Consider the following 13,389-nt stretch of genomic DNA (forward strand, 5'->3'; position numbering starts at 1 on the left):
CTTACTCTAGTCGGGCAGGCACGGCGCTGGTGGCCGTCTCAAAGTCCAGGCTGACGCGCACGCCCGGCGTCTGGATGATGCGGAGCTTGCCGTCAAGCTGCCCGCTCAGGCCGCGCATGATGGAAAGGCCCATGGTGCGGCCCTCTGCCAGGTCGAAACCGGGCGGAAAGCCGGCCCCGTCGTCTTCGATGACTAATTGAAAGTGCCGGGCGTCAAACGCCAGCAGCGCGATGCTGATGTTGCCGGGCCGGGAACGCGGAAAAGCGTACTTCAGCGCGTTGGTCAGGGCTTCGTTGATAATCAGGCCCAGGGGCGTGGCCAGCGTCACGTCCAGCTCCACCGGCGCCACGTTCAGGTGCAGCTGCACGGCATCCTGGCAATCGAAGGATTCGACCAGGTGTTCGGCGATTTCGCGGATGTAGGCCGCCATGTCCACCACCGACAGGCTGTGCGACTGGTAGAGCTTCTGGTGGATGAGGGCCATGGCGTGCACCCGGTTCTGGCCCTCGCGCAGGGCCGTGAGGGTGGCGGGGTCGTGCAGGTAGTCGGACTGGGTTTCGAGCAGGCTGCTGATGACTTCGAGGTTGTTTTTGACGCGGTGATGGATTTCCTTCAGCATCCAGTCCTTTTCCGTCAGCAGGTGCTGGAGCGAGGCGTTTTGCCGGTTGATTTCGGCCTGCTGGGCTTCCAGCAGCTGGTTGCTGCGCTGCTTGAGGCGGTAGCGGTTGTAGCCCAGGCCCAGCAGGCCCGCCAGGAGCAGCGCCCCGATTACCAGCGCATTCCGCTGAAACTCCCGTTCCCGCAGGCTGGCCTGCTGCACTTGGGCTTGCTTGGTGAGCAGGGCAATGTTTTGCTCCTTCTTCTTCGTGTCGTATTGAATTTCCAGGCTGGCCAGCTGCTTGGTTTTCCGCTCGTTAAACACCGAATCGGTGAGCAGCTTGTAGCGCTGGTAGTGCGCGATGGCGCTTGGGAACTGCGCCTGTGCCGAGTCGATTCTGAACAAGAGCAGGTGTGTTTGGGCCAAGCTTAGTACCGCCCCCATGCGCTGCCAAAGCTCCTTTGCTGGCTGTATGTATTGACGGGCCTCATTGTAGCGCCGGGTGAGCAGGTAGAACTTGCCAAGAGCTAGGTTGATGGTGCCTTTGTATACCTCGTGTGTGTGCAGCTTATTGGAAATCGACAAGGCTTTCAAATACTGCTGTTCCGCTTGTGGGTAGTGCTTGGTCGCCACGTATAAGTCGGCCAGGTATTGGGCATGGGCCATGTGGTTTGCCAGGCTCACCGGGTGCGCTGCACCCACGTACAACTCCAGCGCCTGTTGCGGCCGACCCAACTTTACCAGAATCTTGGCCGTTTCGCCAGCCATCAGAATGATGCCTTCTGGGTTTTTCAGAATCTGGTAGTTGCGCAGGGCTTTTTGGGCATATCCTAGCCCTTTGCCGGGTTCGCCTACTTCCACATAGAGCGAGGCCACGCGCGAGTAGAATATCTCAACCGCACTGGTATCGTGCGTGGCCTGTGCCCGCTCAATGGCTGCCCGCCCGTAACGCAATGCCTCCTTATAATTGCCCATCTGGCGGTTGACAACCTGCAGCAAGTCGTAGGTGTAATGCAAGCGGGGGTAGCCAATGGCTTGGTACTGTGCTACTACCTGCAGCAGCTCGCCTTCGACCTGCACAGCTTTGCCCTGCTGCAGGTGGAGGTCAGCCATTGATTTCAGCATGTAGGCAGCCTCCCGTCGCTCCCCTGCCTGTCGGAATAAGTCTTTGGCCCGCTGGTAGCAAGCCAGCACAGTGGGCAGGTACGGGCCCGAGAACGGGTAGCTATTACCCAACTGGTACCAGCCCACTGCTGCCAGGTGCCACCGTTGCTGCTGCTGGCTCAGCCGCAATCCCTGCCGCAGGAGGCGGCGGCCGGTGGTGTCCTGGAGCAGGATGTGGTAGTGGCCCAGCGCAAATAAGCTGCCGATGTGGCCGGCTGCAAAGTGCAGGGTTTTGCTCAGGGCGAGTGCCTCGTTGCAATAAGGGAGAGCAGAATGAAAATCGGCCATTTGCTGCTCGCTGCGTTCCATGATGTCGGTACTCAGCTGGAGCAGGAGCCGCACACGGTTCGTATCAGGGCTGGACTGACGCAGCTGGGTGCGCAAGCTGTCGAACTTTGTCAGTCGAAGCAGGGGATACAGCGGTTCGGCCCGGCTGGCCCGGCTGGCTACCAGCAGCCAGAACAAAAGCAGAAGCCCCAGGAGGCAGCGTTTAAGCATAGGAGAGCAAAGAAACGCCAAGTGCTCAGTTGACTACGAAGCAGTTAGTTAAATTAAGCATAAAGTACCGAGTAATCCGGTATTTCTACTGCTCACCGGAGCAGGAGGGCAGGTACGTTTGTGAGTCCTCCAGGCGTGGGCTTAATGTATGTGCTGCTGCCGCATTAAATCGCCTTCTCAACCCTTAACCATTTGCTATGAAAACCATTGCCCTGCATGGATTTGGCCGCATCGGACGGCAGTTTCTGCGGATTGGCCTACAGCACGAGCTGTTTGTGCCTGTGTCCATTTCCGATATCCGCGACGAGGCCACCCTGGCCGCCCTCTTTGCCGTGGATACCAACTACGGCCGCTGGCCCGAGCCCGTGGCGGGAAGCGCGGGGAAGCTGACCATCGGCGAGCAGGAGATTCCCTACTTCAACTCGGCCACGGAAATCCCCGACTGGGCCGCCCTGGGCGTGGACCTGGTGGTGGACTGCACCGGCCGCGCCACCACCCGCGCCGGCGCCCAGGCCCACCTTGACCGTGGCGCGAAATACGTGCTGGTGAGCGCGCCCAGCAAAACTCTCGCTGACTGCGACGCCGTGCTGCTCAAAGGCATCAACCTCGAAACCTTCGACCCGGCGCAGCACCGCATCATCAGCATGGGCAGCTGCACCACCAACGCCCTGGCCGCGGTGGTGAAGGTCATTCGGGAAAAATTCGGCATCCGGTACGGCCTGTTTTCCACGGTGCATTCCTACACCAACACCCAGTCGCTGACCGACCAGCCGATGAAGGACCGGCGCGATTCCTGGGCGGCGGCCGAGAACATTATTCCCTCGTCGTCGGGGGCGGCGCGGGCCCTGCAATTCATCTGGCCCGACCTGAAAATCACGGGCAAAGCCTACCGCGTGCCCACCCGCACCGGCAGCATCGCCGAGCTGAACCTGGTGACCGAAAAAGACTGCACCGTGCAGCAGGTAAACGACGCCTTCCGGCAGGCCGCTCAGGCAGGCCCGCTGCACGGCGTGCTCGACGTGCTGGAAGACGAGTGGGCCAGCTCGCGCATCGTGGCCGACCCGCATTCCTCCATCATCGACCTGCCGCTCACGGCAAAAGAGGGCAGCCTGCTGTCCGTGGCCGCCTGGTACGACAACGAGTGGGGCTTTTCGAACCGGCTGGCCGAAGTGGCCGCCGACCTGGCCGCGCGCATCTGACGGGGCCGGCTGGCCAAGCAGGCGGTTGGGCGCGGCGCGCCCGGCGGGGGCGTAGCGCTGGCTGTAATAGCCAAACGCTTCATGCACGGGCACCTGGGCCTGACTGCCCTGCCCAGACCACCTCAAATACCCTTGCTGGCAACCGCAAAGGCATCGTTTGAGTCCATAGGGATGAGCACTGAGCCCACGTTAAGAAACATTTGAGTCCCCCCCGCATTCCCCGAAAAGCAAAAAACCGCCCTCACAGTAGCGTGAGGGCGGTTTCTGGTGGTCGTGTAAGGAGTCGAACCTTAAACCTTCTGATTCGTAGTCAGATGCTCTATCCAATTGAGCTACACAACCCTTTTCCCCTTTTCCCGTGTTGGGAGCACAAAGGTAAGAGGAGAAAAAGCGGCTTTACAAGCAGGGGGCACTTTTTTTGTGAAGAAAAATGCCGCTGCCGAAGCAAGTGGCTAATAATCAGCCGGAGATTTTTTGAGTGTTTCGGCAGCGCTTTTGCTCAGGGCGCGTTTCAGGGCCTGGTTGAAGAGGTAGTAGATGCCGAAAAACGACGCGGCCACCAACGCCAGCAGCAGCAGCTTGCCGGTGGTGCCGGTGCCGGGGTCTTTGAGTAGCGTAAAAACGTCTTTGGCCTTGGTGCCGAGCCAGTAGAAGAACAGGCTGCGCGGCAGCATCCCGGCAATGGAAGCCAACAGAAACGGCCCCCGCCGCACCCGCATGATGGCCAGCACAAAAGTCATGAGGGCAAAGGGCGTGACGGGCGACACGCGGGTGAGGAAGATGAGCTGCCAGCTGTCGGTTTTCAGCTCTTTCATCACGGCATCGGCCTTGGGGAAGTGGCTGAGGAAGGCCAGCATCTTGCCGTGGTCGAGCAGGGTGGCTATCTGGTAGCCCACCAGGGCGGCCAGCGCGTAGGCCACCACCATGCCCGGAAACCCGCTCCAGCCCAGGTAGAAGCCCGTGATGAGGACCACGGCGGTGGTGTTGACCAGGGAGAAAGCCATGGCCACGCCCACCACCACGAAATACAGCAGGCTTTGGCCGGTGGTCAGGTTATCCAGAAACGCCTGATTTCTGTAAAGCACGCCCGTGAGCGACGCGCTGCCGAGCAACGGCACGGCCACCAGCAGCAGCAGGGAAAGCAGCGTGGAGAAGTTTTTCCGGAAAAGCTCGCGCAGAAATTTCATAGAGCAAGATAGGGTGAGGAGCCAGGTGCCGGTGGGGCGCGCTACACCGTCCAGGCCCGGATGGTCATCCATCCATACGCAGCCAGCACGGTGGCCAGCCAACCCAGCGCCCCATACGTAAGAAGCAGGTACCAGGCCACGGCCCGGTGGCGGAAGTGCCCCAGGTACCGCACCGTAAGCAGTAGCCCGGCCACCGTGCAGGCCACAAACACCAGCGGCCCCAGCGAAAGCACCACGGATTCGAGGTTGACCCGGCCGGCCGTCCAGAGGTGGCCGCTGAGGCTGAGCAGGGCGGCCAGCGTGGCCACCAGTGCGCCCACCGCCAGCACCGGCAGCAGCCGGGGCAGCACCTGCGTGCGCGGAATTTTGCGGCGCAGCACCTGCACCATTCCCACCAGAGCGGCCAGGCTGCTGCTGAGCACCAGCAGCCCGCATAGGGCCAGCAGCGCCGGAGGCAGCCACCACCAGAAACCCGCCGCCAGGGCATATTCAGAGCCCGTTATGAGCACCCGCCGGCCTTCTTTGTCCTGGGCGAGCACCACCGTGGCCGTGCGCTCGGCGGGGTGGCGGAAGGTGAGCGGGCCGGTAGGAAGCAGGGTATCGGGCGTGCCGATGAGGGGCGCGCTAAGCAGAAAGTTGCCCTGGCGGCGCAGGTGCATGCCGCCACTCAGGTAATCGACGAAGCCGGCCATCTGGTTGCGCGGTGCGGCGCTGCGGTAGTGGCCGAGATAAGGGGCCACGGCGGCGGCATCGAGCGGAATGCGCGGCAGCGGGGCAGGGGCGGGCAGCTGCCGCAGCAAAAATGCCTGCACCAGCCGTTCCAGCCTGGGGGCGCGCACGCCGCCGTTGTTCGAAAAAGCATAGCCCACGCCCAGCTCCCGGCAGTAGCCGAAGGCGGTGATGAAGCCGTCGATGCCGCCGCCGTGGCCCCGGAACAGGGCCTTGCCCTTCAGGCTGAGCGGATAGCTGGCCAGGCCGTAGCCGTTGTGCAGGCCGGCGCGGTCCGAGAGCGGAGAATGAGCCGTTTCCATCTCCCGCAGGCTGGCGGGCCGCAGGAGCACGGTGCCGTCGGGGGCCCGGCCGTCGTGCAAAAAAAACTGTACCCACCGCGTCATATCGGCTGCCGAGGCGCTCATCGAGCCGGCGGGGCCGGCGTAGATGGGCAGCAGCGGCACGGCCTGGTATTTCCCATCGGTGTAGGCGTAGCCTGCAGCCATGCCGGCACCGGGGCTGATGCGCAGCGCCGGGCTGGCATCGGCCATGCCCAAGGGGCGCAGCAGGTGCTGGGTGAGGTACTGCTCGTAGGGCTGGCCGCCAAATTTTTCGAGCAGGTAGCCCGCCACCAGGTAGCCGGGGTTGGAATAGCTCATGCGCTCGCCGGGCCGCCAGCGGCAGTGCAGCTCGCCCCGAAACACGGCCAGGCTGGCCGCGCCCCGTGGGTCGGTGGGCGTGGAGTTGTACACGTGGTTGAGGCGCATGTCGTCGAAGCCGGCGGTGTGCTCCAGCAGGTGCACCACGCGCACGGGGTCGGTAGCCTCCCAGGGGTTGTCGATGGGGACTTCGGGGGCAATTTTGTGCACCTCATCGTTGAGGCTCAGCTTGCCCTGCTCGATGAGCTGGAGCAGGCCGGCCACCACAAACGTCTTCGTGACCGAGCCGATGCGGAAGCGCGTGTGCGCCGTTACGGGCCGTTGGGCAGCCACGTCGGCCAGCCCCAGGCCGCCTTCAAACAGCACCGAATCGTGACTGACCAGCGTGAGCATCAGCCCTGGAATGTGCGCGCGGGCCATTACGTGCCGGAGCGAATCCTGAAGCTGGGCCAGCGAGCGGCTGGCGGGAACAACCTGCTGCGCCCGGGCCGGCGCCCCGAGCGAAAAGAGCGCCAGCGCCGTCAGTAGTATGTTTTTCAGCATGCAGAAAAAAGTGAAGTGGTAAGAGGCAGCCCGGCGGCTGCGGGCTGCCGAAAGAAGCCGGGCCGCCGCCAGACCAATATTACGAAGCGCCCGGCGGCCACCGCTTTCGTTTCGGGCGCATTCCCCGACCTTTGCCCCCACGTTTGTTCTCATCGACTTCATAATCCCACCGCCCACCCATGAAATTCGCCACCAAAGCCATTCACGCCGGCGTGCACCCGGACCCCGCCACCGGGGCCATCATGACGCCCATCTATCAGACTTCGACCTACGTGCAGTCCTCGCCCGGCAAGAACATGGGCTTCGAGTACTCGCGCACGCACAACCCCACCCGCTCGCAGCTGCAGAGCGCCGTGGCCGCCCTCGACAACGGCCGGCACGGCATCGCCTTCGCCTCGGGCATGGCCGCCATCGACTGCGTGATGAAGCTGCTCAAGCCCGGCGACGAGGTGATTTCGACCAACGACCTCTACGGCGGCAGCTACCGCCTGTTCACGAAAGTGTACGAGCCCTTCGGCATCAAATTCCATTTTGTGCCCATGCACGACATGGCTGCCGTGCGCGCCGTGGTGAGCGACAAAACCAAGCTGATTTGGGTGGAAACGCCCACCAATCCGCTGCTCAACATCATCGACATTGCCGCCGCCGCCGCCGTGGCCAAGGAGGCCGGCGCGCTGCTGGCCGTGGACAATACCTTCAGCACGCCCTACCTGCAAACGCCGATGGACCTCGGGGCCGACATCGTGATGTACTCGCTCACGAAGTACATGGCCGGCCACTCCGACACGGTGATGGGCGCGCTGGTGGTGAACGACGACGAGCTGCACGAGCGCCTGAGCTTCTACCAGAATTCCTGCGGCGGCACGCCCGGGCCGCAGGACTGCTTCCTGGTGCTGCGCGGCCTCAAAACGCTGCACATCCGCATGCAGCGGCACTGCGAAAACGGCCGCGCCGTGGCCGAGTACCTGCGCCAGCACCCCAAAGTGGAAAAAGTGTACTGGCCCGGCTTCGAAAACCACCCCAACCATGCCGTGGCCGCCAGGCAGATGCGCGACTTCGGCGGCATGATTTCCTTTGTGCTGAAGGGCGACCGGCAGGAAGACGCCATTGCGGTGCTGGAGAAATTCCAGTATTTCACCCTGGCCGAAAGCCTGGGCGGCGTGGAAAGCCTCAGCGGCCACCCCGCCACCATGACGCACGCCAGCATTCCGGCCGAGCAGCGCCGCAAGTCGGGCCTCAGCGACTCGCTCATCCGCCTGAGCGTGGGCATTGAGGACGCTGAAGACCTGATTGCGGATTTGGCCCAGGCCATTGGGTAGCAGAGGTGCCGGCGGCGCGTACGCACGCCGCCGGCTACTTTTGCTTCTTCAGCTAAGACCTTGCAGGACACTATGAACTGGCTATCTGCTACCAGATTAGGACTCGGGCTGCTGGTGCTGCCCGGGCTCGCGCACGCTCAGGTATCCGGCAATCAGGTGACGGGCAATGCGCGCCGCTACCGCTACCAGCAGGAAGAGCCAGCCGACAGCCGCCGGGCTACCGTGGTGCCCGAGCGGCTGTTTCTGACGGACAGCACGTTTGTGCTGGGAGCCAATGTGATGCAGCACGTGCGGGCCGATAGCTACGTAGCCGTATTTGGGCTGCGGCAGGAGGCCGCGACGGTGGGTGCGGCCGAAAAGCGGCTGGCCGCCCGCGTGCAGCATTTCACCGGGCGCTTGCGGCAGCTGGGCATCGACGGCAAAGACGTTTACACGGACATCATTACGCAGCAGCGCATCAAGGACTTACGGCCCGTTAAGGACCGGGAAAACAATGCGTATGTCAATTTCCACGCCGAGGAATACGTGCGCGGCTTCGAGTCGACGCGCAACGTAGTGGTGTCGTTCCGACGCATCAACCTGCTCAACGACATGCTGGTGGCAGCGGCAGCCGACAGCGTTTTCGACCTTGTGAAGGTGGATTACATCGTGAACAAGCCCGAAGAGGTGTACGACAACCTGTTTAAAGCCGCGGCGGAAGTCATCAACCGCAAAAAAGACAGGTACCTGCAGCTGACGGCGGCCCGCCTGCGCCCCTCGGCGCAGCCTTACGCCGAGCAGTTTGCGTCCTACGTGCCGGGCGGGCAGTACCAGAACTACGAGGCGGTAATTGCCACGCCGTTTGTGTACGATTACCGTCAGGGCTACAACTACAAAGGCCTGCGGGCCCTCACTACCTACTACTACAGCCCGCCCAGCGCCGATGGTTTCGACCGGGTTATCAACCCCGTCGTGACGGAGCCCGCCGTGACCTACACGCTGGCCATTCAGGTCAAGTACACCACGGTGCGCAAATAATATGGCCGGCCAGTCACTTGTTCCCATCGTCACCCTGCCGCTTTTTGCCGAGCTGGACCGCCTGCTGCTGGAGCTGCTGCGCTCCCTCACGCCCGAGGACTGGCAGCGCCCCACGCTGGCCCGGCCATGGACGGTGAAAGACATTGCCGCCCATCTGCTCGATGGCAACCTGCGCACGCTCTCGATGCTGCGCGACGGCTACGCGGGCGAAGCCCCCGACGACTTCAGCTACGCCGGCATTGTGGCCTACCTCAACCGGCTGAATGCCGACTGGGTGCGGGCCGCCCGCCGCCTTAGCCCGGCGGTGCTCATCGAGCAGCTGGCGCAGTCCGGGGCCGAGTACACAGCGTATCTGCACACCCTTGACCCGTGGGCGCCGGCCGCTTTTGCGGTGGCCTGGGCCGGCGAGCGCGAGTCGGCGAACTGGTTTCACATTGCCCGCGACTATACCGAGAAGTGGCACCACCAGCAGCAAATCCGCGAGGCCGTGGGCCAGCCCGGTGCGCTGATGACCCCGGAGCTGTTCCGGCCGCTCATCGAAACCTTCGTGCGCGGCCTGCCCCACGCCTACCGGACCGTCACGGCCCCCGAAGGCACCCGCGTGCAGGTTGGCGTGGGGCCGGCCGTGGGCGGTGCCTGGCAGCTGGAGCGCACCGCCGAAGGCTGGCGGCTGGCCGAGGACTTACGGGAGGCTCCGGCCGCCGCCATTGCCCTGGCGCCGGACACTGCCTGGAAGCTCTTCACCAAAGGCCTGAGCGCGGAGCAGGCCCGGCAGCAGGCGCAGCTGACCGGCGATGAGCAGCTGGCCGCGCCCCTGTTTGGGCTGGTGGCCGTGATGGGCTAGGAGTAGCGCGCGGCTTTGGCCCTGAAAATCCGTGCCGGGGCGCCTGGCGTACCTATGGCAGTTCTCCGCTGAATATTGGTGCCATGCGCTTGCTCTCGCTGCTGTTTTCGTTTTTGCTGATGCTGCTGGCTGATGGCTGCACCAGTCAGCTGCCCGCGCCTGCCGGCGGGGCGGTTGCGCCCGCCGGCCCCGCCGGCCCGATGCCGACGGGCCCCGAAATTGCCTACCTGGCGCTGGGCGACTCCTACACCATCGGGGAGGGGGCCGACGAGGCCGACCGCTGGCCGGTGCAGCTGGCGGGGCTGGCCCGGCAGCAGGACCTGAATGTGAAAGCGCCTGACATCATTGCCCGCACCGGCTGGACTACCTCGGAGCTGCAGGCGGCCATCGCAACGGCCAATAAGCCTCCGACTTACGGCCTGGTTTCGCTGCTGATTGGGGTGAACAACCAATACCGGGGCCAGTCGGTGGCCTCGTACCGCACCGAGTTTCGGGAGCTGCTGCGCACGGCGGTGGCCCTGGCCGGCGGGCGGCCCGGCCGCGTTTTCGTGCTCTCCATCCCCGACTGGGGCCAGTCGCCCTACGCCCGGCAGCGGCAGCTGGACGCGTACCAGATTGGCCTGGAGATTGACGCGTTCAATGCCGTGGCGCAGGACGAATGCCGGCAGGCCGGCGTGGCCTACGTCAACATCACGCCCCAGACCCGCGCCGCCGGCATCGACGCCGGCCAGTACGTGCGCGACGGCCTGCACTACTCCGGCCTGCAGATGCAACAGTGGGCCCAGCTGGCCCTGCCGGTGGTGCGCGGGCTGCTGAATTGAGCGCCGGCAAAACGGGCCGGTGGTTGCTCGGATGGGCGGCTTTTTTACGCCGCTCAACAGCAGCTCCGGAATGAGTTGGCGGAAGTATGAGGGCCGGCTTTGGCGCAAAATGTGGCCCGATGCCGCATTAAAAGCATATTAATCCTTAACCCTGCATTCAGAAAAACGGTTAAAGGACGATTCTGTCTTGATTCTGTTTTTTTTGAGCCGGTTCGGAACCGGCGCGTTAGGTATGATGATGAATACTACTTTCCGGCCCTGGAAGTGGCTGGTACCGGTGGCCGCGCTGGTGGGCCTGGCGGGGTGCGAGATGATTGAGTTCAGCCCCAACGACCACCGCGTCCCCGAAGAGTTTACCAACCTGACCGAGAAAAACCTGGCCAGGCTGGCCGCGAAGCCCCTGCCCGCCGGCGACACGCTCCGCTTCATCTTCACCGGCGACTCGCAGCAGTTCTACGACGAGGCCGAGGACCTGGTAGCCAGCGTGAACAAGCTGTCGGGCATTTCCTTTTTCGTGCTGGCCGGCGACATTGCCGACTTCGGCCTGGCCCGCGAAATGAAGTGGGTGGACGAGAAGCTGCGCCGCCTCACGGTGCCCTACGTCACGGTCATCGGCAACCACGACCTGGTGGGCAATGGCCGGCCTACCTACCAGCACATCTTCGGGGCGCTCAATTACTCGTTCGTGTACGGCGACACCAGGTTCATCATGGTGGATACCAACGGCCGCGAATACAACTTCGACGGCACCGCGCCCGACATGCCCTGGCTGCGCGCGCAGCTCACCAGCCTGGGCACGGCGCGGCGGCAGGTGGTTATCTGCCACGTGCCGCCCACCAACGAAGATTTCGACCCCGCCCTGCGCGCACCCTACGTGCAGGCCCTGCGCGAGGCCCCCAACCTGGTGTTTGAGATGAATGGCCACAACCATTCCTACAGCATCAGCCAGCCTTACAACGATGGCGTGACCTACGTCAACTCCGACGCGTTTTCGGAGCGCCACTACATGATAGTCACTGTGTGGGGCAACAAGCAGTTCCGCATCAAACGCGTTGCCTTCTAATGAAAAAGCTACTGTTTTCCGTCCTGCTGCTGGCTTCATTGGGCGCGCAGGCCGCTACTCCGCCCGATACTGCCGCCGTCAAACCGGCCGACAACTCCCGACCCGAGCGCCCCTGGTACCGCCCCAGGCATTTGGCCCTACAAACCGGCGGCGGCCTGGGCATGGTGGCCGCCGGCGCCGGCTACGAATTCTCAAAAGACCACCTCGAAACAGATATTCTCATCGGCTACGTGCCGAAGTATTACGCCGGCTCCACACTTAGTCTGGCTTCGCTGAAATTCATGTACTCGCCGTTTCACTTGCCGGTGGGGGAGAAGTTTCAGGTGGTGCCCATCACCGTGGGCGCCTACTTTAGCTACACCCACGGCACCATCAACGACGAGTTGAAAGGCCAGTATTCGAGCGACTATTACTGGTTTTCGACCGATACGCGCTACGGGCCGCTGCTAGGCAGCCGGGTCACGTTTCTGGCCCCGCCCATTGCGGCCACCGGCCAGCCGCGCAAAATATCGGTGTACTACGAGCTGGGCAGCAACGATTTGTACCTGGCCAGCTACCTCAACAACCGCAACGGCGGCTTGGGCTTCGGCCAGCTCCTGACCCTGGCGCTGGGCGTGAAAGCCGATTTTTAGTGGACGGGCCGGATAGGCAACGCGTGGAGGGCGGTGCTCCCCGGCTGCCGGCTATGACAGCCGCGGGCAAAATATGCGAGTCGCTCATGCGTCTTCGGGCACACGGATAGGCCACCTACGGCACCGTTCAACCGCTATTGCATGCAAGTTCAGGCCCGCTTCGACGGTAAAATCTACCACAACACGCTGCCCACGTCCGTTAGCCCGCCTTCCGGCTACGGGGCGCTGCTGAAACGCTACCTCTTTGAGAAAGCCGAGCGAGAGCCCAAAAAACCGCTCGGCCCTTTCCGGGCCGATGCCGCCGCGCTGGCCGCGCCGGTGCCCGCCAATGCCCTGCGCGTGACCTGGCTGGGCCATAGCACCACCCTCATCGAAATCGATGGTCGCCGCTTTCTCACCGACCCCGTGTGGAGTGAGCGGGTGTCGCCCTCGCAGCTGATGGGACCAAAGCGGTTTTTTGCGCCGCCACTGCCGCTGGATAAGCTGCCCCGGCTGGATGCCGTTATCCTCTCGCACGACCACTACGACCACCTCGACTCCGCGGCCATCCGCTTCTTAAGCAAGACCGGCGTGCAGTTTTTCTGTCCGCTGGGCGTGGGCGCGCACCTGCGCCGCTGGGGCGTGTCCGCCGCCAGCATCACCGAGCACAGCTGGTGGGAAAGCACCGCGCTGGCCCCCGATTTCACGCTGGTGGCCACGCCGGCCCGGCACTTTTCGGGCCGGGGCCTCACCCGCAACAATACCTTGTGGGCCTCGTGGTGCCTGCTGGGACCGCAGCACAAGGTCTTCTTCGGCGGCGATTCCGGGCCCTTCGACGACGGCTTCCGGCAGATTGGCGCGGCCTACGGCCCCTTCGATTTGGTGATGCTGGAAATCGGTGCTTCCGACCCCGAATGGGCCAACATTCATCTCGGCCCCGACGCGGCTCTGGCCGCGCACCAGCTGCTGGGCGGCGGCCCGCTGCTGCCGCTGCACTGGGGCACATTCAACCTCGCGTTTCATGCCTGGCGGCAGCCCGTGCAGCGCCTCCTCGAGGCCGCCGCGCCCGAAGTGACGCTGCTGCTACCCGCCCCGGGGCAGCGCGTTGAGGTGGCCGCCGGGCCGCTCAACGCGCAGTGGTGGGAGCGGTAGCAA

At 63.7% G+C, this 13,389-nt stretch carries 11 protein-coding genes and 1 tRNA gene; 8 read left to right on the forward strand and 4 right to left on the reverse strand.

Annotated elements, in window-relative coordinates:
• Position 1: 1 nt before the first annotated feature.
• Positions 2-2,260, reverse strand: coding sequence for a tetratricopeptide repeat-containing sensor histidine kinase (locus tag ACYVHT_RS16070; RefSeq protein WP_460553980.1), 2,259 nt, complete (start codon positions 2,258-2,260; stop codon positions 2-4).
• Between the two features lie 197 nt (positions 2,261-2,457).
• Between ACYVHT_RS16070 and ACYVHT_RS16075 the strand changes: the two genes are divergently transcribed.
• Positions 2,458-3,459: a type I glyceraldehyde-3-phosphate dehydrogenase gene (locus ACYVHT_RS16075; RefSeq protein ID WP_460553983.1), complete on the forward strand. Its 1,002-nt coding sequence runs from the start codon at positions 2,458-2,460 to the stop codon at positions 3,457-3,459.
• A gap of 265 nt (positions 3,460-3,724) precedes the next feature.
• Here the strand turns inward: ACYVHT_RS16075 and ACYVHT_RS16080 are convergent.
• The 3 genes from ACYVHT_RS16080 to ACYVHT_RS16090 all read right to left on the reverse strand — a co-directional run bounded on the left by ACYVHT_RS16080 (position 3,725) and on the right by ACYVHT_RS16090 (position 6,559).
• Positions 3,725-3,801 (reverse strand) — tRNA-Arg (locus tag ACYVHT_RS16080).
• A gap of 110 nt (positions 3,802-3,911) precedes the next feature.
• Positions 3,912-4,646, reverse strand: coding sequence for a TVP38/TMEM64 family protein (locus ACYVHT_RS16085; RefSeq protein WP_460553986.1), 735 nt, complete (start codon positions 4,644-4,646; stop codon positions 3,912-3,914).
• Between the two features lie 41 nt (positions 4,647-4,687).
• On the reverse strand, positions 4,688-6,559 hold the full coding sequence (locus ACYVHT_RS16090; RefSeq protein WP_460553989.1) for a serine hydrolase domain-containing protein: 1,872 nt from the start codon (positions 6,557-6,559) through the stop codon (positions 4,688-4,690).
• A 179-nt stretch (positions 6,560-6,738) separates the two neighbouring features.
• Between ACYVHT_RS16090 and ACYVHT_RS16095 the strand changes: the two genes are divergently transcribed.
• The 7 genes from ACYVHT_RS16095 (at position 6,739) to ACYVHT_RS16125 (ending at position 13,386) form a co-directional block, all read left to right on the forward strand.
• Positions 6,739-7,878, forward strand: coding sequence for a trans-sulfuration enzyme family protein (locus tag ACYVHT_RS16095; RefSeq protein ID WP_460553992.1), 1,140 nt, complete (start codon positions 6,739-6,741; stop codon positions 7,876-7,878).
• A 72-nt stretch (positions 7,879-7,950) separates the two neighbouring features.
• Positions 7,951-8,895, forward strand: a complete 945-nt coding sequence (locus ACYVHT_RS16100; protein WP_460553995.1) for an SIMPL domain-containing protein — start codon at positions 7,951-7,953, stop codon at positions 8,893-8,895.
• 1 nt (position 8,896) lies between these two features.
• Positions 8,897-9,739, forward strand: a complete 843-nt coding sequence (locus ACYVHT_RS16105) for a maleylpyruvate isomerase N-terminal domain-containing protein (RefSeq protein WP_460553998.1) — start codon at positions 8,897-8,899, stop codon at positions 9,737-9,739.
• Positions 9,740-9,822: 83 nt separating this feature from the next.
• Complete coding sequence (locus ACYVHT_RS16110; protein WP_460554001.1) at positions 9,823-10,560, forward strand: SGNH/GDSL hydrolase family protein; 738 nt, start codon at positions 9,823-9,825, stop codon at positions 10,558-10,560.
• A 238-nt stretch (positions 10,561-10,798) separates the two neighbouring features.
• Entirely contained in the window at positions 10,799-11,623 is an 825-nt protein-coding gene (locus ACYVHT_RS16115) for a metallophosphoesterase family protein (RefSeq protein WP_460554004.1), read from the forward strand.
• Positions 11,623-12,255, forward strand: coding sequence for a hypothetical protein (locus ACYVHT_RS16120; protein WP_460554007.1), 633 nt, complete (start codon positions 11,623-11,625; stop codon positions 12,253-12,255). Before ACYVHT_RS16115 ends, ACYVHT_RS16120 begins: the two co-directional genes overlap by 1 nt.
• 141 nt (positions 12,256-12,396) lie before the next feature.
• On the forward strand, positions 12,397-13,386 hold the full coding sequence (locus ACYVHT_RS16125) for an MBL fold metallo-hydrolase (RefSeq protein ID WP_460554010.1): 990 nt from the start codon (positions 12,397-12,399) through the stop codon (positions 13,384-13,386).
• Positions 13,387-13,389: the final 3 nt, after the last annotated feature.

Source organism: Hymenobacter daeguensis (assembly GCF_054780555.1).